Consider the following 25001-nt stretch of genomic DNA (forward strand, 5'->3'; position numbering starts at 1 on the left):
GGCGGGGATGGCTGCCGCGCACGTGCTGTACCGGGAGTCCGACTCACCGGTGCACCGGCTGCCGCCGGAGGTCAAGATCGCGGCGATGGTGGCGTTCACCGTCGCGGTCGTCGCGACGCCCCGCGTGGCGCTCTGGGCCTTCGGCGTGTACGCCCTGCTGGTCGCCGCCGTCGCCGCGCTGGCCCGGGTGCCCGCCGGTTGGCTGCTCCTGCGCTCGACGATCGAGCTGCCGTTCGTGCTGTTCGCGGTCGCGCTGCCGTTCCTCGGCACCGGGGAGCGGGTCGACGTGCTCGGGCTGGCGTTGTCGGTCGACGGGTTGTACGGCGCGGGGAACATCCTCGCCAAGGGCACCCTGGGCGTGTGGGCGTCGCTGCTGCTGGCCGCGACCACCACCACGCGGGATCTGATCGTCGGGCTGGACCGGCTGCGCTGCCCGCAGATCCTCACCCAGATCGCCACCTTCATGCTGCGCTACCTGGACGTGCTGGTGGGTGAGGCCCGCCGGATGCGGATCGCCCGGATCTCCCGGGGCGACGATCCGCGTTTCCTCTGGCAGGTGCGGGGGTTCGCGGTCGGGGTCGGTGCCTTGTTCCTGCGCGCCTTCGAGCGGGGGGAGCGGGTGTACCTGGCGATGCGTTCGCGCGGGTACACCGGCCGGATGCCGGTGGTGTGGTCGGGTCCGGGTGCGGCGACGACCGGTCAGTGGCTGCTCGCGGCCACCGTCCCGGTGCTGGCGGGCACCGTGGCGGCCACCGCCGCCGTGCTGACGTGACCGCCGGTGGGTCGCCGCCCAGCCTGCACGTGCACGGCGTCCGGTACGCCTACCCGGACGGGCACGTCGCGTTGCGCGGTGTCGACCTGACGGTGGCCCGGGGTGAACGGGTGGCCCTGCTCGGCCCGAACGGTGCCGGCAAGACCACGCTGGTGCTGCACCTCAACGGGATCCTGGTGCCCACCGAGGGCGGCGTCACCGTGGGCGGTCTGGCGGTCGGTCCGGACCGGGCCACGCTGGCGGAGATCCGCCGCCGGGTCGGCATCGTCTTCCAGGACCCGGACGACCAGCTCTTCCTGCCCACCGTGGCCGAGGACGTGGCCTTCGGACCGGCCAACCTCGGGCTGCGCGGCGCGGAACTCACCGCCCGGGTGGACGAGGCGCTGGCCGCCGTCGGCATGTCGGAGCACCGGGAGCGGACCCCGCACCACCTCTCGTTCGGTCAGCGCCGCCGGGTGGCGGTGGCCACCGTGCTGGCCATGCGTCCGGAGGTCCTGGTGTTGGACGAGCCCTCGTCCAACCTGGACCCGGCGGCCCGGCGGGAGCTGGCCGTCATCCTGCGGTCCCTGCCGGTGACGCTGCTGATGGTCACCCACGACCTGCCGTACGCCTACGAACTCTGCGACCGCTCGGTGATCCTGGACGCCGGCCGGATCGTCGCCGACGCTCCGACCCCGGCGCTCCTGGCCGACGCGGACCTGCTGGCGCGGCACCGGCTCGAACTGCCCTATCCGTTCCGCCCCGTCCCGCACCCGGTCAGCGAGTGACCGGTTCGGCCGGCTCGGTCGGTGTGGCGGGCTCGGTCGGCCCGGTCGGTGTGGTGGTCCGGCCGGTGGCGTGCAGGCGCAGCACCGCGGCGGCGAGTGCTCCGGCCCCGGCGACGAGGACCACCACGATCAGCATCCGGGTGGCGGTGGCCGACCAGGGCGCCGGTGGGACGGCCCGGGACAGCACGGCGGCGTTGGCGATCCCGGCGAAGAGGGCCAGGCAGGCCCCGGCCAGCGCCAGCACGAAGTCCACGCTGTCGCGCCGGGTCAGCGCCACGCCACCGGCGACGATCGCGCCGAGCCCGGTCACCAGCGTCCAGACCGGGCCGGAGAGCAGCCCGGCCAGCACGGCGCCGACTCCTTCGGCCCCGGCGTCGAGCACCCGTCCCACGGCGAGCACGACCGCCGCCACCCCGCCGACCGCCAGCAGCGCACCGAGGCCGGTCCGCGCCCGGCCGCCGGGGGAGGAGGCGGCCGGCAGCAGCCCGGCCGCGCCCACCGCGAGCGCGCCGAGCGTGATCGCCACCCACCAGGGGTACGCGTCCGGCGGCGGCACCCAGTCCAGGGTGCCCCGGATCTCGGTGCGCCCGTCCGCGTCGCGCAGCGGTACGGCCCAGTCGCGTACCCGGTGCTCGCGGTCGGGTGCGGCGCGGACCTGGGCGGGCGGACCCGCCTCGCGCCACAGCGCGCGCTGGTCGTGCCAGCGGGCGGTGGTGCCGGTGTCGACGCGTCGCCACTGCGGTGCGGCGGCCGGATCGACCTCGTCCGGCAGCGGGGTGTCGGCGAGGATGGTGCGGTTCAGGTACGTCGCCGGGGAGCGGGTGTTCTCGAAGACGCCGTCCGGCCCGACCCGCAGGTAGGGCTCGCCCGAGTAGCCGATCACCTCGACCGGCCGGTCACCGGTGTTGGTCAGTTCCAGTCTGGCGCCCGCCTCGACCACCCGGACCCGCAGGTCGGGTCGGGCCGCGACCGCGCCGACCGCCACCCGGTAGTCGGTGCCGTCGGGCGCGTCCGCGCCGTGTGCGGCGGCCGGGGCGGCGGTCACCAGCAGCGCGGCGACCACGGCGGTGAGCAGCAGCCCGACGCGGGCCGCCAGGGGCGACAGCCCGACGCGGGCCGACAGGGCACGGATCACTTTCCGGCCGCCTCCACCGCGGCGGTGATGTTCTCCGGCGTCCACTGCTGCACCGGCTCGCCGTCGACCAGCACGGTCGGGGTGCCGGTGACGTCGGCGCGGTTGGCCTCCTCGGTGACGTGCGCGGTCCACGACGTGTACCTGCCGTCCCGGACGCAGGTGCCGAAGGCGTCCCGGTCCAGCCCGACCTCGGCGCCGATGTCGATGAGCTGGTCGTTGCTGAGGCCGGCGCCGCCCTCCGGCGGCTGGCGCTCGAACAACGCCGCGCCGAACTCGCTGAACCTGCCGCCCTCGGCGGCGCACCCGGAGGCGGCGGACGCACGGGTCGAGTACTGGGTGCTGGAGAAGCGGTTCAGGTAGGCCACCGGGTGGTACACGACCCGGATCTTGCCGTCGTCGACGAGCTGTTTGAGGGTGGGGCCGCTGGTCTGCTCGAACTGCTTGCAGGCCGGGCAGATGTAGTCCTCGTACACGTCGACGGTGACCGGTCCGGTGCCGACCACCACGCCGGTGCCCGCGTCGTTGGCGCCCGGTGGCGGGGTGAAGTCGCCGGACCGCTGGCCCGACCAGACACTCCACCCGATCAGCCCGGCGATGACCAGCACCACCACCGCGCTGAGTGAGATCCACAGGGTCCGTTTGCGGCGCCGCTCGCGGGCCAGTTGCTCCCGGACGACCCTTGCCGCGTCCTTGCGTCCCTTGCGACTACTCATCTTCGTCCTCCACCGGTTCGCCCGTCAGGACGCCGTCGAGTGAGACGGCCGTCCGGGGCCAGATCAGCAGGAACCCGGCCATCGCCAGGAAGGCCACGTCCCGGAGGATCTCCGGGAGGTAGCTGGGGCGCTGCCCGGTCGGCAGCTCGCCGCCGGTCCCGAAGCAACCGCAGTCGATCGCCAGGCCACGGGCCCAGGCCGAGGCGATGCCCGCGACGAAGAGCAGCAGCAGGACCGCCGAGACCCCGGCGGTCAGCCGGGTGGCCAACCCGAGCAGCAGGAGTACGCCCAACGCCAGCTCGACGAAGGGCAGCGCCGCGCCGACCACCACCGCCAGGTCGTACGGCATCACCTGGTACGCGTGCACACTGCGGCCGGAGGCGGCCAGGTCACCGACCTTGGAGGCGCCGGCATAGAGCCAGACGGCGGCCAGCCCGAGCCGGAGGGCGAGCCCGAGCCAGGGCCGCCACCGCGTCCACCTCGACGTCGCGCTCCGCGCAGCCCCGTTCACCCGGCCAGCGCCTCACCGACCGCGTCCACGAGGTCGGCGCGGGCCCGGGCGACCCGGGACCGGATGGTGCCCACCGGCACGCCCTCCACGGTCGCCGCCTCGGCGTACGAGAGGCCGAGCAGTTGGGTCAGCACGAACGCGCCGCGCCGCTCGGCGGGCAGTCGGCGGACAAGGTCGGCCGTGCCGAGTTGCCCGGCCGGATCGGGGTGCGCCAGGTCGGTGTGCGCGTGGGCGGTGAGTCGCTGGTCGAGGCGTCGCCGCCGGACCACCGTCCGGAGGTGGTCGGCGCAGGCCCGCCGGGCGATGCCGAGCAGCCAGGTGCGGGCGGTGGACCGGCCCTCGAAGGTGGGCAGTGCCCGGAACGCCCGCAGGTAGGTTTCCTGGGTGAGGTCGTCCGCGCTGTCCCGGTCGAGCAGTGCCGCCGTGAACCGCCACACCTCGGCCTGGGTGGCCCGGACGAAGGCGGCCTGGGCGGCCGGGTCGCCGTCGCGGGCGGCGAGGGCCCATCCGGTGGCCGGGTCGGGGCCGGCGTGTCCGTCGACACCGCCGGTGTCGGCGGTGGCGCGGCTGTCGCGCGGAGCGGGGATCACGACAACCCAGGTTACGCGGCGGGACCGGCAGCAGCAGGGTCCTTCGGCCCTTCATGGCCTGCGCCACGCCGGGAACTTTCTCCGGGTTCCGGCCGACTACCCGCTCATGACCTCGGCTCGGCACCCGCGTGGGCGTACCCGATCGAGGACGATAGTCGTCAATCGATGGCCGCGACTCGCCGGAAGGGGGTCCGGTCGGAGACGATGTGGGTCATGACTGCCGTCCCTCGCCGCCGATCCGCCCGCTGGGCCGCCGCTGCCGGCCTGCTGGTCACCGTCGTCGCCCTGCTGCTCGTCCCCGCCGGACCGGCCGCCGCCCACGCCGTGCTCTCCAGCAGCAGCCCGGCCGCGTCGGCCGTGGTGCCCACGGTGCCGGCCGAGGTGGTCCTCACCTTCAGCGAGACGGTCCGCCGGGTGCCGGACCGGATCCGGGTCATCGCACCCGACGGCTCCCGCGTCGACCGGGGCGATCCGACCTTCACCGACAGCGTGGTCAACATCGCGGTCGACACCTCCGGCGGCAACGGCACCTACCTGGTGACCTACCGGGTGATCTCGGCGGACAGCCACCCGGTCTCCGGTGCGTTCACGTACTCCGTCGGCGCGCCCTCGGAGCCGCCGGTGGACAGCGGCGACGACGGCCGGGCCGATCCGCTGGTCACCAACGCGATCAAGACCGCGAAATTCGTCGGGTACGTCGGTCTGCTGCTGCTCGTGGGCCCCGCACTGGTGCTCGCGCTGCTCTGGCCACGTCGGCTCTCCCGGCAGGGACCGGCCCGCCTGGCCTGGACCGGCCTGGGGCTGGTGGCGGTGGCCACCGTCGCGGTGGCGTTGTTGCAGGTGCCGTACACCAGCGGAGGCGGGCCGTTCGACATCAGCGGCGAGGGGCTGGGCCTGGTGCTCGGCAGCACCTTCGGCGCCGCGCACCTGATCCGGCTGGGACTGCTCGCGGCGGCGGTGTTCCTGCTCCGGCCGCTGCTCGCCGGGCCGGTCGGCCGGGCCGATCTGATCATCCTCGGCCTGCTCGCCGGTGCGGCACTGCTCACCTGGCCGCTGGCCGGGCACCCGGCCGCGTCGCCCGCCCCGGCGGTGTCGGTGATCGTCGACGCGGTGCACCTGGGCAGCATGGCGGTCTGGCTGGGCGGTCTGGTGATGCTCGCCGCCTTCCTGCTGCCCCGGGCGGACGAGCGGGAGTTGGGCGCGATCCTGCCGATCTGGTCGCGCTGGGCCGCGCTGGCGGTCTCCGCGCTGCTGCTCGCCGGCATCGTCCAGGCGCTGATCGAGGTGGCCACCCCGGCAGCGCTGGTCGGCACCACGTACGGCCGTCTGGTGCTGGCCAAGGTCGGGCTCTTCGCCGTGGTGATCGTGTTGGCCGCGTACTCGCGGAACCTGATCCGCAAGCGGATCGCGGCCAGCCGTCCCGCGCCGGTTCGCCGGGCCGTCTGGGCGGAGCTGGCGGTCACCGCGGTCGTGCTCGGCGTCTCCGCCGTCCTGGTGCAGACCACTCCCGCGCGGACCGCCTCCTCGGACGTCGCCGCCGTCGACGCCGGCTACTTCACCACCCGGGTGGAGAGCACGCTCTACGCGCTGCAGATCGAGATGTCCCCGGCCCGGCGGGGCAACAACTCGGTGCACTTCTACGCGTACACGCTGGACAACCGGCCGCAGCCGGTCGTCGAGTGGAAGGCCACCATCGCGCTGCCGTCGGCCGGGATCGAGGCGATCGACATCCCGCTGCTGCCGCTGACCGACAACCACGCCACCGGCGAGATCACGCTGCCGGCTCCGGGGGAGTGGGAGCTGCGGATCACCGCCCGGACCACCGAGATCGACCAGGCCACGGTGACCGCCACCGTGCCCGTTGCCTAGAGAGGTTCCATACCGATGATCCGTCACCGGCGTACCGTGGGTACCGCCGCCGCCCTGGCGCTCGGCGCCGTCGCCACCGCCGTCCTCGGCTTCGCGACGCCCGCGTCGGCCCACGTCACGGTCGCTCCGGAGGTGGCCGAGCAGGGCGACTACACCCGGTTCGCGTTCCGGGTGCCGAACGAGAGCGATACGGCGTCGACCACCAAGTTGGAGATTTTCCTGCCGGAGAACGCCGCGATCGGCTCGGTCTCCACCACGCCGGTGCCGGGCTGGACGGTGGCGGTGGAGAAACGCCGGGTCGACCCGCCGGTGCTGGTGCACGGCGCGGAGGTCTCCGACGTGGTCGCGAAGGTCACCTGGACGGCGAGCGGCGATGACGGCATCGCCCCGGGCACCTTCCAGGAGTTCCCGGTCATGATGGGGCCGCTGCCCGAGGTGGACCAGATGGTCTTCAAGGCGTTGCAGACCTACTCCGACGGTGGGGTGGTGCGTTGGATCGACGAGCCGCAGCCGGGCGGTGAGGAGCCCGCCGCCCCGGCGGCGGTGCTCACTCTGACCGCCGCCGGTGCTCCGACGGAGGGGCCGGCCGGGGCGCCCGCGCCGGAGGCGGTGGCCGACGACGATGACGAGGACGGCTCCGGGTTGGCCGTCGGGCTGGGCGTCGCGGGGCTGGTCGCCGGGGTCGGTGGTCTGGTGCTGGGCGGGCTCGCGTTCTCGCGTACCCGCCGGGACGCCGGCCCGGCCGACCGCGACGGCGAGGCGACCACGACCTCCTGACCGGTCCCGCGTCGCGGGCCCGCCGGGTGTTCCCGGCGGGCCCGTCCGCTTTCGGACCCGCTGCCGTGGATATCCGCAGATCAGCCGTTCGGCGTGGGTAAGGTCTGCCGGGTATCTCGCTACGGAGGGGGACAAGGCGGATGCGTTTCGTGTGGGCGTTGGCCGGCATGGTGCTGCTGATCACCGGCACCACCGCGTTGCTCGGTGCCGCCGGACTCGGCCTGTTGACCAGTCACGCGGATCCGGGCGGGGGGTTCACCGCCCGCGTCGAGACCGTGCGGACACCCGGGCACGCGGTGGTGGTGGTCGACCTGGACGCGCTGCTGCGGCAGGAGGTGCCGTTCAGTCGGGTCGGGCAGGCGCGGCTGCGGCTGGAGGCCCGCACACCGGACGGCCCGGCGTTCGTCGGGTTGGCCCCGGCCGACGAGGCGCGTCGCTGGCTGGCCGGGGCACCGCACGCGGTGGTGCAGCGGACCGCCCTGGCCCGGGGCCCGCTGCCGGTCCGGCTGGAGCACCGCGCCCCGGAGGTCGGCACGCCGCCGACCGTGCCGGCCGCCCCGGCCGCACAGACCTTCTGGGTACGCGCGGGTGCCGGCGCCCTCGAATGGAGTCCCGGGGAACTGGCCGGTCAGCGACTGAGCCTGGTGCTGATGCACCCCGACGGCCGGGCCGACCTGGCCCTTGACCTGCGCGCCGAGTTGCGGGCCGGTTGGGTCGCGCCGGCCACCTGGGGCTCGCTGGCCGGCGGCATCCTGCTGGTGGTCCTCGCGGCGCTGGTGCTGCTGCGCCCGGTACGCCCGCGCGAGGTGGTCTTCGTGGTCGAACCCGACCAGGTGCCGGTGCTCGCCGGCAGGCTGGGCGTCAGCTCGCTCAGCGGCCTGGGCACCCCGCCGTCGCCGCGTGCGACGCCCGAGCGGCAACTGGTGTCGGTGGCCGCCGCACCCCGGGCGGCGATCGCCCCGGTGCCGCGTCCGGAGACCCTGGCCGACCTGCCCGCCCCGCACCACCCGCTGCGCCCGCCCGCCCCGCCGTCCTGACGGTCCCTCGGTGGGTGCCGGGGCAGCCGTCCTGACGGCACATCGGTGAGCACCGGTGCCGGGACGGGTGGGGCGGGCCCTCCGCGCTGCCGACGTGGAGGGCCCGCCCATCACCGGGGGATATCGGTGCCCATCGGAGGGATGATGCCTCTACGGGCAGATTACCGGTGAATGGTCGTCTCGGGAAGAGTGTCCGCTTCGTGCGACTCGGTCAGTGGCCGGTCCACCCGCGGACGCACCGGCAGCACGACCAGCAGCAGCAGGCAGAGCAGCACGTACGCGTTGCGGAGTACGAACTCCCACGGCGTCTGGGTGGGGGTCGGAGTGACGCCCCAGTCGTAGAACGACACCACGCCGTACACGATGATCATCGAGGTGCCGAGCGCGAGCCAACTCAGCCGGCGGCGCCGCCGCGCCCCCTCGGGCGTGCGGGGATCGGTCCGCAACGCCGCGTCGATCAGGATGATCACCGCCGGGACGAACCAGTAGATGTGGTGCGTCCAGGTGATCGGGCTGATCAGGGCGGCGACCAGGCCGGTCAGGGTCAGCGCGGTGAGTGCGTCGCCGGCCTGGGTGGCGCGTACCGCCCGCCAGAGGCCGTACGCGACGACGGCCGCGACCAGGGGCAGCCAGATCAACCGGCTCGGCTCCTCCGGCGCGGTCAGCCGGCTCAGCAGCCCGAACAGCGACTGGTTGCCGGTGTAGTCGGTGCGACCGACCCGGTCGGTGGCCCACAGCTCGTGCGTCCAGAAGCGCCACGAGTCGCCGGGTGCCACCGCCGCGGCGAGCAGGGTGGCTCCGGCAGCGGCCGCGCTCGCCACCACCGCCGCGCGCCAGCGCCGGGTGGCCAGCAGATAGACGATGAAGATGCCCGGGAAGAGCTTCAGCGCCGTGGCCAGCCCGATGCCGATCCCGGCCCACCGGCTGCCACGGGGTACGGCGAAGAGCAGGTCGGCGAGGATCAGCACCACCAGCAGCATGTTGATCTGTCCGAAGGTGATCGTCTCCCGGGTGCTCTCCACGCCGAGGACCAGCAGCGCGCCCACGGCCAGGGTGAACGCGTACGGCAGGCGGTGCCGGCGGATCACCGGGTCGAGCAGCCACTTGGTGGTGACCACCACGCCGAGCACGGTCAGGCCGGTGAAGATCGCCACCGTGGCGCCCAGCTTCAGCAGGGAGAACGGCAGCAGCAGCAACGCGGCGAACGGGGGATAGGTGAAGAAGAGCTCACCCTGCACCCGGTCGGGTTGGGCGTAGTCGTAGAGCGGATTGCCGGCGGCCCACCAGTCCATCGCCGCCATATAGATCTTGAGGTCGAAGAAGTCGTGCACGGTGCCCGGCAGGTAGAGCACCGGCAACACCGAGGCGAGCGCCAGTGCCCCGACGATCCGCCGTGCGGTGCGGCCACCAGGGTCTTCGAGGTCGACGCTGGACGGTGTGGCGGGTTCGGCGGGCACGGGAAAGACCCTAGCGGTCGGTCGGGCCGGCGGCGCGCAGCCACGGTGCGTGGGCTGCGCGTAGGCTGTGCCGATGGCTGATCTTCTCGTCTGGATCGACTGTGAGATGACCGGGCTCGACCTCGGTGGCGACAGGTTGATCGAGGTGGCCGCGCTGGTCACCGACCCCGATCTGCGCGTGCTCGGCGACGGCGTGGACGTGGTCATCCACGCCGACGACGCGGCGCTCGACGCCATGCCGGAGATCGTCCGCACGATGCACGGCAAGTCGGGGCTGACCGAGGAGGTTCGCCGCTCCACGGTGAGCCTGGCCGAGGCCGAGGAGCGGGTGCTCGACTACATCACCAGTCACGTGAAGGACCCACGGACGGCACCGCTCTGCGGCAACTCGATCGCCACCGACCGGGGATTCATCGCCCGGGACATGCCCCGTCTCGACGCGCACCTGCACTACCGGATGATCGACGTCTCCTCGATCAAGGAGCTGTGCCGCCGGTGGTACCCCCGGGTGTACTTCGGCCAGCCGCAGAAGGGCCTCGCCCACCGGGCGCTCGCGGACATCCGGGAGAGCATCCGCGAGCTGGAGTACTACCGGCGCACCATCTTCGTACCGCTGCCCGGTCCGGACGTGGAGAGCGCCAAGGCCATCGCCGCCGACCTCTGAGCGTCCCGGCAACCCGCTGGACGCGGTCGACCACGGTGGGGGTATGATTTCTCCGCACCCGCACGGGCGATGAGTTCGGGCGCGGCGGCATGGTGGCTGTAGCTCAGTTGGCAGAGCACCGGGTTGTGGTCCCGGTTGTCGTGGGTTCAATTCCCATCAGTCACCCCACACCTGCGAGGCCCGAACCTTTGGTTCGGGCCTCGTTCTTGTTCCGGTCGCCCCTCCCCTCGGGCCAGCACGCGCCCGTATCCGCTGTGGCCTTGCCCTCGACAGATATTTGAACGATAGTTCTAGTTGTACGTTCGTTCAAATATCTTGTGGAGGTGTCGTGTCGGAGGTCGCCGTCCGGCGTGCGGGCGGGCGCGAGTGGGCGGGCCTCGGGCTGCTGGCGCTGCCCACGCTGCTGCTGGGTCTGGACGTCACCGTGCTGTACCTGGTGCTGCCGAGCATGGCCGAGGCGCTCGACCCGTCGGCCACGCAGACCCTGTGGATCATGGATGCCTACGGGTTCCTCATCGCCGGGTTCCTCATCACCATGGGCACCCTGGGGGATCGCATCGGCCGGCGACGCCTGCTCCGGATCGGGATGGCCGCGTTCGCGCTCGTGTCGGTGCTCGCGGCCGTCGCGCCCAGCGCGGAACTGTTGATCGCGGCCCGTGCGCTGCTCGGGATCGCGGGCGCGACGTTGATGCCCTCGACGCTGTCGCTGATCTCCAACATGTTCGCCGACGCCCGACAGCGCGCGATGGCGATCGGGGCCTGGGCCACCATGTTCGCCCTGGGCATGGCGGCCGGTCCGGTCGTCGGCGGTGCCCTCGTCGACGCGTACTGGTGGGGCGCGGCCTTCCTGCTCGCCGTCCCCGTCGCGATCGTCGTCCTGATCGGGGCGAGGTCACTGCTGCCCGAGTACGCCAACCCGCAGGCCGGGCCGCTGGACCTGGTCAGCGTCGCGTTGTCCCTGGCGGCGATCCTGCCCGTCGTCTACGCCGTCAAGCAGGCCGCCTCCCACGGTGCCGGTGCGCGCACGCCGGTCCTCCTCGTCGTCGGCGCCATCGCCGGGGTGGCGTTCGTCCGCCGGCAACGGCACCTGACCGCGCCGCTGCTGGACGTGACCCTCTTCGCCGACCGGGCCTTCTCCGCAGCTCTCGCCGTCCTGCTGATCGGGCTCGTCGGTGTCGGCGGCACCATGTACATGGTCACGCAGTACCTCCAACTCGTGGAGGGCCTCACCCCGTTCACCGCGGGCCTGTGGATGGGTCCGCCGGCGCTGGCGATGTTCGCCGCCGCCGTCGGCGCGCCCCTGGTCGCCCGGCGGGTCCGGCCGGGCCTGGTCATGGCCGCCACGCTCGCGTCGTCGGTGTTCGGCTACGTCCTGCTGGCCACCGCCGCTCCCGGCGACACGGTGACCGTCGTGGCCGGGTTCGCCGCCGTCTACCTCGGTCTCGGGGCGATCGCCGCGCTCGGCACCGACATGGTCGTCGGCGCCGCACCGGCCACCGAGTCCGGATCGGCCGCCGCCATGTCCGAGACCGTCCAGGAACTCGGCATCGCCGTCGGCGTCGCGCTGCTCGGCAGCCTCAGCACCGCGCTCTACACCGCGCGGATGGTCGCGCCGGCCGACACCGCACCGGAGGTCGCCGACCGCCTCACCGGAAGTCTCGCGGGCGCGCTCGCCGTCGCCGACCAGGTGCCGACCGAGGCCGTACGGGCCGCCCGGGACGCCTTCACCACCGGGGTGAACGTCGCCTCCGCCGTGGCCGGCGTCGCGATCGTGGCGGCCACCCTCCTGTGCCTGGTGGCCCTGCGGCACGTCCCTCCCCTCGGCGCGGATCAGGACGCCGACGGTCACTGACCGCTCGACTACCCTGGGCGCCAGGGGAGGGAGCATGAGCGAGGAACCCGTCGACGGGCGACGCGCCAGGGGCGCCAAGCGCCGGTCCGAGATCATCGAGGCCACCCTCGCCGTCGTTCTCCGCGAGGGCGCAGCCGGTGTCACCCACCGTGCCGTCGCCACGCAGGCCGGCGTCGCCACCAGCCTGAGCATCTACTACTTCGCCACCCTGGACGACCTTCTCGTCGCCGCGCTGTCCAGCGTCGCCGACGGGTACACCGAACGGATCCGACGGATCATCGACGGCCCGGGTGACAAGCTGCGCGGCCTGGCCGCTCTGATCGTCGAGTCCGCCGGGCCGGGACGCGAGAAGGCGCTGGCCGAACGCGAACTGTCCACGCTCGCCGCCCGCAGACCCGCCCTCGCCCCGATCGCCCGGCACTGGCGCGAGAGCGTCGCCGCGCTCGCCGCCACCCTCACCGACGACCCCCACGCCGTGGACGCGGTGGTCGCCGCCTCCGACGGCCTGTGCACCGCCATCCTCATCGAGAACGTCCCCGCCGACACCGACCACGTGCACCGGATCCTGGCGCACGCGCTCGGCGTCGACCGATAGTGCGGTGTCCAGCCCGTCGACTCACTCGGTGGTGTCGGGGGAGGCGTCCGGCGCGGACTCGTCGCCCGCGGGCTCGTACGGCAGGGCGCTGCCCTTGACGTACTCGTCCCAGCTCACGTTCCAGTCCGTCCAGCCGTTGCCGTTCTGGAGCTTGCGCTCGGTGCCCTTGACCACGATCGGGTCGCCGACCTTCGTGTTCTCGAAGAGCCAGGCGCCGTTGACCATGGAGACGTTCACGCAGCCGTGCGAGACGTTGGTGGTGCCCTGCTGCCCCTCCGACCAGGGCGCGGCGTGGATGAACTCCCCGCCCCAGGTCAGCCGCTGGGCGTAGTCGATCTTCGTGCGGTAGCCCTCTTCGGGGCCCAACTCCTCCAACGTGTCGAAGACCGTCTTGCGCAGCTTCTCCATCACCACCATCGTGCCGCTGGAGGAGGGCGTGGTCTTCTTGCCGAGGCTCACAGGGATCGTCTTGATCGTCTCGCCGTCCCGGGTGACGACCATGCGTTTGTTGCTGTTGTCCACCGTCATGACCAGCTTCGGGCCCACGGTGATGTCCACGGTCAGGTCGGCCCGGCCGTACCAGCCGTCGCCCAGCGGCAGCCCGCCCGCCTGCACCCGGTAGGAGACCTTGCTGCCGGCCTTCCAGAACTCCTTCGGCCGGTAACGGACCTCGGTGGGGCTGACCCAGTGCCAGACGCCCTCCTGGGCGGGCGTGGACTTCACCGTCATCCGCCGCTGGAGGTCGGCGCGGTACTTCTCCGGGATCTCCCGGCCGAACTTCACGATCAGCGGCATCGCGACCCCGACCGTCTGGTCGTCGCCGAGGAAGCTGGTGACCCGGACCTGGTTGCTCGGCTGCTTCATCACGGTGAACGCGCTGGTCGCCGTCACCGGGACACCGTCGTCGCCCGTCGCGGTGACGGTCGCGGTGTACGACTCGCCGTACGCCAGCGCCTTCGACGGCAACCAGCTCTTACCGTCCGGGGCCAGCGTGCCCTTGACCGGCTCCCCGTCGGCGCCGGCCAGCTCGACAGTGGTCTCCTCGGACTGCTCGGCGGCGAAGGTGACCGCCGTCGAGGCGGGAACGTCCTTCGCGTCGGCGGCCGGTTCGCTGATGCTCACCGACGCCTTCGGCGCCGGCTGGTCGGCACCGTCCTGCCAGCCCGGCCCGTTGTCGCCGCCCTTGCCGCCGGTGCAGGCGGAGGTCAGCACCATCGCCACGGCGAGCATCCCCGCGGCGAGCACCCCCCGCCGGCGGTTGCGCTGGTCCCGAACTCGCATGGTGTCCTCACAGTCATGGTCCGCTGCCCGTCCACATCACAGACGCACCGGAACACGTACCCGTTGCGGAAGGTGAACCGAAACACGTGGAGCGGGATGTCCGGATAGTGACATATCTGGCACGGTCACAGGGCCGGACCCGCACCACCGTCCGGAACCGGCAGCGCGCTGCCCTTGACGAACTCCGACCAGCTCAGATCCCACGCCGTCCAACCGTTGCCGGCGGCCAGCTTCCGCTCGGTGCCCTTGATGGTGATCGGATCACCGACCTTGGTCCGTTCGAAGAGCCAGCGGGCGTTCGCCAGGGACACGTTCACGCAACCGTGTGACACATTCTGCCGTCCCTGGACGTGTTCCGACCAGGGCGCCGCGTGGATGTACTCGCCACCCCAGGTCAGCCGCTGGGCGAACTGGATGTCGGTGACGTAGCGGTTCTCCGGATCGGGATCGTCCATCGTGTCGAAGACCGTCGCCTCCTTCTTCTCCATCACCACCAGCGTGCCGCTGGACGACGGGGTCTTCTTCTTGCCCAGGCTCACCGGCAGGGTCTTGATCAGGTTGCCGTCCTCGTACACCCGCATCTGCTTGTCGGCATTGTCCACCTTCATCTCGAAGGTCGAGCCGATCTTCGCGGTGGCGCTCCGGTCGACGTTGCCGAACCGGCCGTTGCTCAGCGGAATGCCGGTCAACGCGATCCGTACGGACAGCTTCGTGCCGGCCTTCCAGTACTCCGGCGCCCGGTAGAACGCCTGAGTGCCGTTGCTCACCCAGTGCCAGGTGCCCGGCTGCGGCGGATCGGTCTGCACGAACATCCGCTTCTGCACGGCGGCCCGATCCTTCTTCGGGATGCCCGGGTGGAACTCCGCCACCACCGGCATCGCCACGCCGTACGTCCGGTCGTCGAAGAGGTAGAGCCCCGAGGTGATCATCGAGCCGGGCTTCGCCATCGTGGTGAACGTGCTGGTCCCCTCGCTGACCGAGCCGTCCGGCTGCTTCGCGGTCACCGTGGCCGTGTACTCGGTGGACCACTTCAACGGCGCGGACGGCACCCAGGACGAGCCGTCCGTACGCAGCTTGCCCTTGACCTCCTTGCCGTTGGCGGTCGTCAGACTGACCTTCGACACCGTCGCGCCGTCCGGCAACTCGGCACCGATCTCCACGCTCACCGGCCGCTTCTTCGCCCCGTCGGCCGGGCTCACCGCCAACGGCGGCCCACTCGACGGCGGTGTGTCCGGCGTCACCGCACCGCTGGTCGCGGGCCCCGGCACGAACTCGGCAGCCGAGCCCTCCTCGCGACAACCCGACAGTGCCAGCGACGCCACCAGACCCAGGGTGCCCACCAACGCCCCGGCCCGCGCGAACCTGCCCATCCCCACCCCTGTCTTAGCGACCTGGCGGACATCGTGCCCCATCCACGCCGCCCAACATGAACCCGTCCCATGCCTTGTGTGTGCTTGTTGCCAAATGTCCGGAAAGCTCGACCGAAGGGAGGACCCGGGTATCGGATTGGAACCCGCCTCAGGGTGCGTGCTAGGGTTTCCCCCGTTGCCACCGAGCGCCGCTAGCTCAACTGGCAGAGCAGCGGACTCTTAATCCGCGGGTTCGGGGTTCGAGTCCCTGGCGGCGCACCAAGCAGCAAGGCCCTGACATGGCAGATCTCTGCCGGTCGGGGCCTTTTTCGTGTTGTCGTGATGGCTGGTGGCTCGCCGGGTGCTCGGGGGTCGATGAACCGCTCCGGCGTCGGCGGGACGCGCGGCGCGGCGACCGTCGGCACCGATCATGGAGTTGTGGTCGCCGCAAAACGTCTCTTGGTGGACATAGAAGTGACCGCAACTCCATGATCGGCGCGGATTGGGGCAGCTCCTCGTCGAGGAGTTGGCTCTGGTGGACGGTGGTGGTGATGGCGGTGTCAATGGTGACGAGCCTGGCTCGGTGAGCAGCGCGATCTCCAGGTGGTCCGCCAACTGGCGGCATCGTTCGACGCGGGGTGGCGTGCCCACCCCGCGCCCGTACAGGTTGAGGAGACATGCGGGCGACGACCGTGGGTGACGTGACCCTTCTCCTGCCGGACCTCCATCCGGAGGACCTGGACCAGGTCACCGACCTCTCCGACGGTGACCTCCGCGACGGCCTCATCGATGGGGTCTCCTGGCGTGGCGAACAGCTTGTGGAGCAGAGCATTCGAGGCTGTCGGATCACCGGCGCGGACCTCGGTGAGGTCAGCTGGGAGGCGGGGGCTCTCTACGGGTGCGAGGTCGTGCGGACGGACCTGTCCGGCGCGACCCTCACCGGCATCAGCATCGAACGGTGCGCGTTCACGGGGTCCCGATTCACCGGCACCCGGCTCGTCGACGTCCGACTCGAAGACGTGCTGTTCGACAACTGCCGGTTCGACTACGCCACCCTGAACCGCGTCAGCGCCGCCGGCTCGGTGGCCTTCACCAATTGCACCTTCGGCCACGGCAACTGGTCGTCCTGCCGCCTGCCCGGCATCGCGCTGCGCTCGTGCGATCTCGGGCACCTGGAGTTGGAATCCTGCCGCCTCGACGGCGCGGAACTGCGGGGCAGCCGATTGCATGACCTGAGGACACCGTTGGACAACCTGAAAGGCGTCGTCCTCGGTGAAGATCAACTTCCTGATCTCACCCGCTTGGCTGTCGAGGCCCTGAACATCGTCACCCGCGCTGAGAACTGATCAAAGCTGAGTAACACGCCGCTACGCCTCCTGATAACACCACGGCACGATCAGCGGGTACCGCGCCCGGGTCTGTAGCACCGAGGTTCCGGAATACAGCAGGCCACTGAACGCGTCGCGGACCTGGCCGACACCCAACTCGTCCCGGCTCTCCGCGTCGCTGAACAGCTTGGGTAGATCACGCATGCGCTGCTGGTCGTGGCTGGCCATGTCAGCCGTCGGTGGATGTGATTGGACAATCCGTGAGGACGAGTCGGGTCACGGTCTCGAACGCAATCGTCCACGGGAAGGCCTGTTGCTGGGTTCTCCCCCTGCCGGGCGGGTGTGGTTTCCAGTGGTCTTCGGGGCCGAGGAGGATGCGAACCCCTTCGTCGCGGAGGCTGGCCACGGCGTGGCGGAAGGGTAGGCGGGCGGCGAGAGCGGCGTTGACGAACGGGACGATGACGGTTGGTACCTGCCGTCCGATCAGTTCGGCGACTGAGGTCATGGCGTAGTTGTCGGCAAGGCCGAGGGCGATCTTGTTGATTGAGTTGTACGTCGCGGGTGCGATGACCAGAGCATCGGCGGTGGGTAGCGGTCGGCGGTCGCCGGGGGAGGCGCGGTGGCTGGATCGCACCTCAGTGCCGGTCAACTCCTCGATCGCAGGTACGTCGATGAAGTCGATGCCGTTGGGCGTGGCGGTGACGGCGGTCGTCCAGGAGCGCTTCTGCGCGGCGTTGATCAGTTGGGTCACGTCGGCGGCGGGACCAGCAGCGCAGACGACGATCTGGAGGTGGCCGCCGGTCATAGCGGGATCCCGGCCCCTCGTGCAAAGTCGACGACGGCGGTGCGGGCCGAGCCCTTGGCGAGGAGCGCCAGGTCGGTGGCGATGCGCTGAACGGCTGGGCGGCAGCGGATCTCCTCGGGTGCCACCGCGTACGCGGTGCGGAGCGCGGCCAGGCCGTGCTCGTAGCGCCCCCACTGGGTGTAGGCGCGGGCGACATCGATGTACAGAGCGGCTTTGCGTTCGGCGAGCGTCACCTTGTCCAGCGGTACCGTGCGCGCGATGCCGATGGCCGTGCCGGCGTCGCCGAGGGTCAGGGCGACGTTGACCCGGTGAAGCAGAACGTTGGTGGCACCGAAGCCGGTCCATCGGTCGTTGCCGTCGTAACCGAGCCGGGCGGCAGCACGGTCTGCCTCATCGAGCATCGATTGCGCCGTATCACGGTTCTCGCTGCGGGCGGCGGCAACCGCACCTCGGAGGACGAGGGCACCGTAGGTGGCTACCGCGTCAGCCGACATGAGGCGAGTGTCCCGGTCGAGCACGCCGGCCGCCTCGCCAGCAACGGTCAACGCCTGTTCGTCGTGACTATTGCTCATCAGGGCGTGGGCCATGATCCGGGCACTCGTGGCGACGGCCACCGGGTCCGCACTTGCCGCAGCGGCTCGGGTGCTCCGTTCGGCTGCGATCAGGGCTGTCCCTCGGTCGCCGACCTTGAGCAGGACGCTGCCGACGACGTGATAGAGGTCCGCTGCCAGGACTTCGACGTGCCTTCTCTGTTCGCCCTGCGCACTGGCCCTGACGGGTTCGAGTGCGGGCAGCAGCGTCACGAGCTGGTCAAGAGCGCGTTCGTACCGGCAGGCTTGATAGTCGATCTTTACTGCGGCCACGGCGCGGGAGAACTGTCGAGCGGACAGCGTCACCCCGTCCGGATGACGCGGCGAGACGAGCGCGTCGAGAAGTGGCGCGAGATTCGGCACAGTGGCAACGCCGATCGTCGCCCCGCGTATGAGATCTCTTCGTCGCACGTGACCACCCGAGCCCGAGTCGCCTTGTCCGCCATCGCCAGTATCCGTAACCAGGTGGGCATCCGGCAGCGTGGTGTCCACGATTGCACCGCTGGTGCCCGTCGCCAGCAGTGCCCCGAAGCGTTCCCGTGCCTCGGGGGTGGCTCGGGTCAGCACGGTGTCCAGCGCAGCCTGCATGTCGGCGCGCAGGAGAATTCTGTCGCCCTGGCTGCTCCACTTGGCCACGGTTCGTCGGGCCGCGCCCAGGTGTTCGGCGAAGGCGGTCACGCTCATGCGCAGCGCGTTGCGCAGCGCGTTCGCTTCCCGGCCGGTCCAGGTCGTCACCGGAGCCATCGCACGTCCTTCCGAAACGGACAGTCCTCGGCCTGGCGATCGTACCGGCACACCGGGTGACGGCAGGTGCACCGCCAGTGCACCGGTCGGACATTACGTCCAACTGCCCCCGGGGCCAGGCTGAGTGTGCCGGTACGCCGCTTCCCCAGGCGCTCCGGCAGGTCAGCGGCGAACTCACATCAGGGAGAGCCAGATGGACGTGCCCCACGGCGGCAGGTCGGAATGCGACCCGACGCACCGGCAAGTGCTCGCGCCGGGCACTCCGTCGACCGTGCGGGTGACTCCTCGTTCGCGTACCGCCATCGGGGCTGCGTGGGCGGGTGACCGGCGGTCTGCTCCCCGCCGCTGGCCGATGGCGGTGGGCTTGCCGGTAGGTCGGCAAGCCCACCGCCAACCAGCGGCGGGTCCCAGTGGGGGTCGGCGGTGAGTGTGTACGTCTCGCGCAACGCAAAGATGGGCGACCTGCCGCGAGACCAGTCACCTTCGGCTCCACCGGTACAGCCGGGACCGGCCGACCCGCCGCTGCTGACGCACGTTTGGCGGATCGTGTTCGAGCGGCAGGCACGGAAGCGCGGTCCGCGATGAACAGCGACGAATACCGTCCCGTCGGCGCTGAATCGCCCGCGCCATCGGAGCAACCGCCGTTACGGTCGCTGGCGCTGCCAGGGCGGCCGGTCGAGGCAGTCCCCGCCGAACCATCCCGACCGCATCTACCCATGCGGCCGCTGTGGCTGTGTCGGCGGTGCGGCCAGCCGTGGCCGTGCGGCGCAGCGAAGGTCGGCCTCCTGGCGGAGTACCGGCACAGCCCGGTCAGCCTCTTTCTCTACCTGGCCAGTTGCCTGCACGACGCGATCGACGATCTGCATCAGCTCCACCCCCACAACACCGGTAGCACCGCCGATGTCTTCGACCGGTTCCTCGGCTGGCCCACCCGGCACCGCAGCCACCGCCTGCCTACGGACGACCCGCAGACACCGGCGGAGACATGAGGGTGGGCGCCATCGAGGTCATCACCGCCCTGAGGGATTCGCTCCGGGACAGGGCTGATCCTTCGATGTCGACGTTCGGCAGTGCCCGGTCGAGCCAGGCCGGTAGCCACCAGGCGCGGTCGCCGAGAAGGTGCATCAGTGCCGGGACCAGGACCAGCCGGACGACGAATGCGTCGAAGAGGACTCCGGCCGCGAGGCCGAAGCCGAGTGGCCGGATCATCGTGAGGTGGGAGAAGACGAATCCTCCGAAGACGGCGACCATGATGATGGCTGCGGCGGTCACGACGACGCGTCCTCGGCGGTGCCCGATGGTCACGGACAGCCGGGCGGGTCGGCCGTGTACGAAGGCTTCGCGCATGCCGGAGACCAGGAAGATCTGGTAGTCCATTGCCAGGCCGAACAGGATGCCCATGATGACGATCGGCGCGAAGCTGAGCACGGGCCCCGGTCTGTGCACGCCGAACAGGTCGGCCAGCCAACCCCACTGGTAGATGGCAGTCACCGCGCCCAGGGCGGCGCCGAGGGAGAGGACGTACCCGGCGGTGGCGACGATGGGCACGAGCAGGGACCGGAACACCGCGATCATGATCAGGAGCGACAGCCCGATCACGACGAGCAGATAGACCGGTAGGGCGTCGGCGAGCTTCCGGGAGATGTCGATGTTGCCGGAGGCCTGGCCGGCCACGCCGACGGTCATGTCCGCCGCGAGTGGTGGTAGGGCGCGGAGGTCGTTGACGAGTTGTTCGGTCGTCGTGCTGTTCGGTCCTTCGGCCGGTACGACCTGGAAGGCGAAGGTCTTGCCGTCGGCGGCGACCGCGACGGGTGCGGCGGCGGCGACGTTCGGCTGTCGCAGGATCGTCGTGACGATCTCGGCCTGGGTAGCGACCTGGTCGGCTTCGGCGACCGGCGTGGGAGATTCCGCGACGACGAGCAGTGGGCCGTTGGTTCCCTCGCCGAAGCCCTGAGCGACTGCGGCGAACGCGCGGTACTGGGGGCTGTCCGGAGGTTCCGAGGAACCGTCCGGCAGGCCGAGACGCAGCGACATGACGGGTACGGCGATGACCGTCAGGGCGGTGACGACGAGTGCCGCCGCAGCGACGGCCCGGCCCGTGCGCATGGGCTGTGGCGGTTTCTGCCGCCGGGCGGTGGCCCGGAGTCGTCCGGGCAGCACTCGCGTGCCCATGAGGCCCAGCAGTGCCGGGGTGAGGGTGATCGACACCAGGACCGCCACCATGACACAGAACGCGGCGACCGCGCCCATGACCGTGAGGAACGGGATGCCGGTGACCGCGAGGGCGACCAGGGCGACGACCACCGTGGAGCCGGCGAAGACGACCGCCGTTCCCGCCGTGCCGTTGGCGACACCGATCGACTCGTGCACCGGCATGCCGTCGCGGACCTGACGGCGGTGCCGGTCGAGGATGAACAGGGAGTAGTCGATGCCGACGGCGAGTCCGAGCATGACGCCGAGGATCGGTGTCCCCGACGTCATGTCCACGACGTCGCTGAACGCCATCGACCCCACCACACCGACCCCCACGCCCACGATCGAGGTCAGCAGCGGGGTGAGGGCGGGTATCAGCGCACGCAGCAGGACGAGCAGGACGATCAGCGCCACGGCGAGCCCGATCACCTCGCCGATGCCGAACGGGCTGCCGGCCGTGGCGACGATGGTCGAGGAGTAGTCGACCGCGACTCCGGGGATCTCCGCCTCGTCCAGCGCCGTGGCGATGTCGCGTTGCAGGTCCGGTGACAGGTTGAAGATGCCGTCGCGGAACATGACGGCGGCTACCGCGACGGTCCGGTCCTCGCTGACCGTCCGGATCGACGAGGCGGCACCGCTCAGCGTGGTGGCGTCCTCCATCTGGCGGAGTTGGGCCTCCTGCTCGGCCGTCAGCGGCCGAGGGGCGCTCTCCAGGGCGGCGAGACCGGCATCGAGCCGCCTGGACTGTTCGGCGCGCTGCTGCGCGGCGGTGAACGGGTCGATGACCGCGGCCACGCCGTCGCGTTGCCCGACGCCCGCCAGCACCTCGCCGATCCGTGCCTGCTGCGCGGGGGTGAACGCCCCTTCGGTACTGGTGAACACCACCGAGCCGGTGGCGCCGGTCAGTTCGGGAAACGCCTCGACGAGCCGTTCGTTGACCTTCTCGGTCGGGGTGCCCGGGATCGAGAAACCGGTGGCGAGCGGGCCTCCGAAGGTCACCAGCCCGCCGACGGCGAGGGCCAGCACGGCCAGCCATCCGACGATCACCATCCCGGACCGGCGAGCGCCGAAACGCCCCAGACGGTACAGAAGTATTGCCACGAAGTCCTCCCCTGACAGCGGCTCCGGGTGGGCGACCTGCCCGGCCACCAAACAGTAAACCAACACTCGTTGGTTATCCAACACCTGTTGGATAAGTCGCTCCCGAGGAGGACGTGACAGGATCGAGCCATGGATCCACGGGTGGCGCGAACACGGACGAGCCTGCAGGAAGCGCTACTGGCCCTCGCCCGCGAACGCCCCCTGGACGAGATCGCAGTCGGAGACATCACCGGCCGGGCGGGCATCAACCGCAGCACCTTCTATCAGCACTACGACGACAAGGAACAACTCCTGACGGCCGCACTCAAGAGCGCCGTCGACCGGGCCTCCGCCGGAATCCACACCACCAGGCGGGACCCTCTCGTCCCGGGTACCGCACCCGAGATGAGGCTCTATCTCGAACACATCGCCGCCAACGCGACCGTCTACCGGCAGGTCCTGCAGAGCAACAGATCCTCGATCGTCGCCGCAGCCCTCCGCGAGCGGATCGAGGAACTGATCACCAGCGGCCTCGACGCGCCGACCGCCCTCGACGAGGACGACCTGCCCCGCGATGTCCTTGCCGCCGCACTGTCGGGCATGACGATCGGCATCATCACCGCCTGGCTCCGGCGCGACCCGCTCCCCGATGCGGCCGTCGCGGCACGATGGCTCTGGCGCAGCCTCACCCGCCCGGCGGCCCCGCAGACCTGACCGACAGGGTCCGTTCCCGATCCGCCGTGGTTCAGCAGCGTCACAATTCACCTCGACGCACGGTCGTGTGTGGAGGCCCGGAACAGAACCCAGGCTCCGGCTGACGGATCCCGCCCATTTTGGAGGAACGATGAGACGACGTGAGCTGTCCGATGGATCGGGCGTTCAGGTCAGCCAACTCTGTCTCGGTGCCATGTCGTTCGGGACGGTGATCGACGAGGCGACCTCGTTCGCGATCCTGGACCGGTTCGTCGAGGCCGGCGGCACCACGATCGACACCGCGAACTGCTACTCGTTCTGGGTGCCCGGTGGGTCCGGTGGCGAGAGCGAGGCGGTGCTGGGGCGCTGGCTGGCCAGCCGGGGCAATCGGGACGACCTGGTGCTCGCGTCGAAGGTCGGCTCCGGCCTGTCGGCCGAGGGCGGGGCCGAAGGGCTCGGCGCGTCGGTGATCCGGGAGCAGCTCGCCGGCTCGCTGGAGCGGCTCGGCGTCGACCGTCTCGACGTCTACTACGCCCACCGGGAGGACCGCGAGACCTCGGACGAGGAGACGCTGGGCACGTTCCACGAGGCGGTGGCCGAGGGCAGGGTGCGGGCGCTGGGGGCCAGCAACCACGCCGCCTGGCGGCTGGCCGAGACGCGGGCGTTGGCCTCGGCCCGGGGGTGGACGCCGTACACGGTGGTCCAGCAGCGCTATTCGTACCTGCTGCCGCGTCCGGCGACCGTGCTACCTGAGGGTGGGCACGTGCACGCGAGTGACGAACTGCTGGACCTGGTACGCAGTCGCGATCTGACCATGTTCGCGTACAGCACGCTGTTGTGGGGGACCTACACCCGCGCGGACAGGCCGTTGCCGGAGCACTACGCGCACCCGGGCACCGAGCGCCGGCTGCGGGTGCTCGGGGAGGTGGCGGCGGAACTGGACGCCACCCCGAACCAGGTGGTGTTGAGCTGGCTGATGGACGGTGACCCGGCGATCGTGCCGATCGTCGGGGTCAGCTCGGTGGCACAGCTCGACGAGTGTCTGGCGTCGGTCGACCTGAAGCTGCCGACCGAGCTGCGCCAGCGCCTGGACCAGGCCGCCTGAACCGAGAGTGCCTGGCGAGGCCGCCTGAGCAGGATGCCGCAGGCCACCGAGGCCGACCGCGCTTGACGCGGCGGCGGTACGCGGTAAGCCTTGTCACGCCTGCGATGCCGGTCGTCGGCGGCGGGCCGGAGGGGTGACGGATGACGCGCTGGACGTACGACGATGTTCCCGACCAGCGGGGACGTACCGCGATCGTCACCGGCGCCAACACCGGCCTCGGCCTGGAGACCGCCCGGCTGTTGGTGGGCCGGGGCGCGCGGGTGGTGCTCGCCTGCCGTGACCAGGGTAAGGGCGAGGCGGCCGTGGCACGGATCCGGGCGCAGTTCCCGGACGCCGAGGTGCGGAGTCTCCGGCTGGACCTGGCGGATCTCGGCTCGGTCGCCGATTTCGCCGCCGCGTACCGGGCCGAGCACGACCGGCTGGACCTGCTGGTGAACAACGCGGGCGTGATGTATCCGCCGCTGCGGCGTACCCGGCAGGGGTTCGAGTCCCAGTTCGGGGTGAACCACCTCGGGCACTTCGCGCTCACCGGCCGGTTGCTCCCGCTGCTGCTGGCGACCGAGGGGTCCAGGGTCGTCGCGGTGGCCAGCAACGCGTACCGCACCGGCCGGATCGACCTCGACGACCTGAACTGGGAGCGACGGCGCTACGGGCGGTTCGCCGCGTACGCGCAGAGCAAGCTCGCCGTGCTGCTGTTCGTGTTGGAGCTGGATCGCCGGTTGAGCGGGGCCGGGGCGCCGGTGCGGGTGACCGCCGCCCATCCCGGGTGGACGTACACCGGCGAGGGGCAGGGGCGGGACCGGTTCGTCGACGTCGTCAACACCATCGGGCGGTACGTGGCGATGAAGCTCGACGACGGGGTGCTGCCGACGTTGCGGGCCGCGACCGATCCGGGGGCCGAGAGCGGCAGCTACTGGGGGCCGGCGCACCGGATGGAGAACTCCGGTCCGCCGGTGCGGGCGGGCCGGAGTGCGCGGGCGCGGGACGTCGCGGTGGCGGCGCGGCTGTGGACGGAGAGCGAGCGGCTGACGGGTGTACCAATCACCGTCGACCCGGTCGGTCGTACCGACCTCTGAGGGTGTGCGGCCGGGGCC

The 25001-nt window shown here is 71.3% G+C and carries 24 protein-coding genes, 2 tRNA genes and 1 pseudogene; 16 read left to right on the forward strand and 11 right to left on the reverse strand.

What is annotated here, in order from left to right; genetic code table 11:
- Positions 1–7 precede the first annotated feature (7 nt).
- Positions 8–772, forward strand: coding sequence for a cobalt ECF transporter T component CbiQ (gene cbiQ, locus ACFYTT_RS11290; protein WP_176092869.1), 765 nt, complete (start codon positions 8–10; stop codon positions 770–772).
- The gene (locus tag ACFYTT_RS11295; RefSeq protein WP_387258770.1) at positions 769–1539 is read left to right on the forward strand and encodes an energy-coupling factor ABC transporter ATP-binding protein; all 771 of its coding nucleotides are present in this window, start codon (positions 769–771) and stop codon (positions 1537–1539) included. The genes cbiQ and ACFYTT_RS11295 overlap by 4 nt, the downstream gene beginning before the upstream one ends.
- On the opposite strand, the gene ACFYTT_RS11300 is transcribed toward ACFYTT_RS11295, so the two are convergent.
- From ACFYTT_RS11300 to ACFYTT_RS11315, 4 genes are read right to left on the reverse strand one after another with little or no spacing between them, the layout of a single operon-like run.
- Complete coding sequence (locus tag ACFYTT_RS11300) at positions 1529–2674, reverse strand: hypothetical protein (protein WP_387258772.1); 1146 nt, start codon at positions 2672–2674, stop codon at positions 1529–1531. The two genes, ACFYTT_RS11295 and ACFYTT_RS11300, sit on opposite strands and share 11 nt — an antisense overlap.
- Positions 2671–3387 carry a thioredoxin domain-containing protein gene (locus tag ACFYTT_RS11305; RefSeq protein ID WP_176092871.1) on the reverse strand — a complete coding sequence of 239 codons (717 nt, stop codon included), beginning with the start codon at positions 3385–3387 and terminating at the stop codon, positions 2671–2673. Before ACFYTT_RS11305 ends, ACFYTT_RS11300 begins: the two co-directional genes overlap by 4 nt.
- On the reverse strand, positions 3380–3898 hold the full coding sequence (locus ACFYTT_RS11310) for a MauE/DoxX family redox-associated membrane protein (RefSeq protein ID WP_176092872.1): 519 nt from the start codon (positions 3896–3898) through the stop codon (positions 3380–3382). Before ACFYTT_RS11310 ends, ACFYTT_RS11305 begins: the two co-directional genes overlap by 8 nt.
- Positions 3895–4488: a sigma-70 family RNA polymerase sigma factor gene (locus ACFYTT_RS11315; protein WP_357212858.1), complete on the reverse strand. Its 594-nt coding sequence runs from the start codon at positions 4486–4488 to the stop codon at positions 3895–3897. Before ACFYTT_RS11315 ends, ACFYTT_RS11310 begins: the two co-directional genes overlap by 4 nt.
- Positions 4489–4701: 213 nt before the next feature.
- Here ACFYTT_RS11315 and ACFYTT_RS11320 point away from each other — a divergent pair, with 213 nt between their 5' ends.
- From ACFYTT_RS11320 to ACFYTT_RS11330, 3 genes and pseudogenes are all read left to right on the forward strand, one after another.
- The gene (locus ACFYTT_RS11320; protein ID WP_387258775.1) at positions 4702–6357 is read left to right on the forward strand and encodes a copper resistance CopC/CopD family protein; all 1656 of its coding nucleotides are present in this window, start codon (positions 4702–4704) and stop codon (positions 6355–6357) included.
- Positions 6358–6372: 15 nt separating this feature from the next.
- Positions 6373–7134 carry a YcnI family protein gene (locus ACFYTT_RS11325; protein ID WP_176092875.1) on the forward strand — a complete coding sequence of 254 codons (762 nt, stop codon included), beginning with the start codon at positions 6373–6375 and terminating at the stop codon, positions 7132–7134.
- Positions 7135–7802: 668 nt separating this feature from the next.
- A pseudogene (locus ACFYTT_RS11330) lies at positions 7803–8171 on the forward strand (hypothetical protein); the annotation flags it as partial.
- 161 nt (positions 8172–8332) lie between these two features.
- Here the strand turns inward: ACFYTT_RS11330 and ACFYTT_RS11335 are convergent.
- Complete coding sequence (locus tag ACFYTT_RS11335) at positions 8333–9628, reverse strand: glycosyltransferase family 87 protein (RefSeq protein WP_131051244.1); 1296 nt, start codon at positions 9626–9628, stop codon at positions 8333–8335.
- A 67-nt stretch (positions 9629–9695) separates the two neighbouring features.
- Between ACFYTT_RS11335 and orn the strand changes: the two genes are divergently transcribed.
- The 4 genes from orn (at position 9696) to ACFYTT_RS11355 (ending at position 12739) form a co-directional block, all read left to right on the forward strand.
- Positions 9696–10292, forward strand: coding sequence for an oligoribonuclease (gene orn / locus ACFYTT_RS11340; protein ID WP_201272270.1), 597 nt, complete (start codon positions 9696–9698; stop codon positions 10290–10292).
- 92 nt (positions 10293–10384) lie between these two features.
- Positions 10385–10460, forward strand: a tRNA-His gene (locus ACFYTT_RS11345).
- A 160-nt stretch (positions 10461–10620) separates the two neighbouring features.
- A complete protein-coding gene (locus ACFYTT_RS11350) occupies positions 10621–12144 on the forward strand; it encodes an MFS transporter (protein ID WP_387258778.1) in 1524 nt (507 codons plus the stop codon).
- Positions 12145–12178: 34 nt separating this feature from the next.
- A complete protein-coding gene (locus ACFYTT_RS11355; protein ID WP_387258780.1) occupies positions 12179–12739 on the forward strand; it encodes a TetR/AcrR family transcriptional regulator in 561 nt (186 codons plus the stop codon).
- Between the two features lie 21 nt (positions 12740–12760).
- Here the strand turns inward: ACFYTT_RS11355 and ACFYTT_RS11360 are convergent, their stop codons facing one another.
- Together ACFYTT_RS11360 and ACFYTT_RS11365 are read right to left on the reverse strand one after the other, a co-directional pair.
- Complete coding sequence (locus ACFYTT_RS11360) at positions 12761–14020, reverse strand: Ig-like domain-containing protein (protein WP_176092879.1); 1260 nt, start codon at positions 14018–14020, stop codon at positions 12761–12763.
- Positions 14021–14145: 125 nt separating this feature from the next.
- Positions 14146–15390, reverse strand: a complete 1245-nt coding sequence (locus tag ACFYTT_RS11365; RefSeq protein ID WP_387258782.1) for an Ig-like domain-containing protein — start codon at positions 15388–15390, stop codon at positions 14146–14148.
- Between the two features lie 185 nt (positions 15391–15575).
- Here ACFYTT_RS11365 and ACFYTT_RS11370 point away from each other — a divergent pair.
- Positions 15576–15651 (forward strand) — tRNA-Lys (locus tag ACFYTT_RS11370).
- A 395-nt stretch (positions 15652–16046) separates the two neighbouring features.
- Entirely contained in the window at positions 16047–16715 is a 669-nt protein-coding gene (locus ACFYTT_RS11375) for a pentapeptide repeat-containing protein (protein WP_387258783.1), read from the forward strand.
- A gap of 21 nt (positions 16716–16736) precedes the next feature.
- Here ACFYTT_RS11375 and ACFYTT_RS11380 read toward each other — a convergent pair whose 3' ends face one another.
- The 3 genes from ACFYTT_RS11380 to ACFYTT_RS11390 are packed head-to-tail and all read right to left on the reverse strand — an operon-like array spanning position 16737 to position 18836.
- Positions 16737–16925, reverse strand: coding sequence for a DUF6361 family protein (locus ACFYTT_RS11380; RefSeq protein ID WP_387258785.1), 189 nt, complete (start codon positions 16923–16925; stop codon positions 16737–16739).
- Between the two features lies 1 nt (position 16926).
- The gene (locus tag ACFYTT_RS11385; RefSeq protein WP_387258787.1) at positions 16927–17502 is read right to left on the reverse strand and encodes a flavoprotein; all 576 of its coding nucleotides are present in this window, start codon (positions 17500–17502) and stop codon (positions 16927–16929) included.
- Positions 17499–18836, reverse strand: a complete 1338-nt coding sequence (locus ACFYTT_RS11390) for a hypothetical protein (RefSeq protein WP_387258789.1) — start codon at positions 18834–18836, stop codon at positions 17499–17501. Before ACFYTT_RS11390 ends, ACFYTT_RS11385 begins: the two co-directional genes overlap by 4 nt.
- A 429-nt stretch (positions 18837–19265) precedes the next feature.
- Here ACFYTT_RS11390 and amcA point away from each other — a divergent pair, with 429 nt between their 5' ends.
- Positions 19266–19421: a multiple cyclophane-containing RiPP AmcA gene (amcA, locus tag ACFYTT_RS11395; protein ID WP_387259711.1), complete on the forward strand. Its 156-nt coding sequence runs from the start codon at positions 19266–19268 to the stop codon at positions 19419–19421.
- Positions 19422–19552: 131 nt separating this feature from the next.
- Positions 19553–19825, forward strand: coding sequence for a hypothetical protein (locus ACFYTT_RS11400; RefSeq protein WP_387258792.1), 273 nt, complete (start codon positions 19553–19555; stop codon positions 19823–19825).
- On the opposite strand, the gene ACFYTT_RS11405 is transcribed toward ACFYTT_RS11400, so the two are convergent.
- Entirely contained in the window at positions 19791–22130 is a 2340-nt protein-coding gene (locus ACFYTT_RS11405) for an MMPL family transporter (protein ID WP_387258794.1), read from the reverse strand. The genes ACFYTT_RS11400 and ACFYTT_RS11405 overlap by 35 nt on opposite strands.
- A 129-nt stretch (positions 22131–22259) precedes the next feature.
- Between ACFYTT_RS11405 and ACFYTT_RS11410 the strand changes: the two genes are divergently transcribed.
- The 3 genes from ACFYTT_RS11410 (at position 22260) to ACFYTT_RS11420 (ending at position 24983) form a co-directional block, all read left to right on the forward strand.
- On the forward strand, positions 22260–22823 hold the full coding sequence (locus ACFYTT_RS11410; RefSeq protein WP_387258796.1) for a TetR/AcrR family transcriptional regulator: 564 nt from the start codon (positions 22260–22262) through the stop codon (positions 22821–22823).
- Between the two features lie 130 nt (positions 22824–22953).
- Positions 22954–23907 carry an aldo/keto reductase gene (locus ACFYTT_RS11415; RefSeq protein ID WP_387258797.1) on the forward strand — a complete coding sequence of 318 codons (954 nt, stop codon included), beginning with the start codon at positions 22954–22956 and terminating at the stop codon, positions 23905–23907.
- A gap of 140 nt (positions 23908–24047) precedes the next feature.
- Positions 24048–24983 carry an oxidoreductase gene (locus ACFYTT_RS11420; protein ID WP_387258799.1) on the forward strand — a complete coding sequence of 312 codons (936 nt, stop codon included), beginning with the start codon at positions 24048–24050 and terminating at the stop codon, positions 24981–24983.
- The last annotated feature ends 18 nt before the right edge of the window (positions 24984–25001 follow it).

The sequence above is a fragment of the Micromonospora sp. NPDC003816 genome, from assembly GCF_042874705.1.
Classification (GTDB): domain Bacteria; phylum Actinomycetota; class Actinomycetes; order Mycobacteriales; family Micromonosporaceae; genus Micromonospora.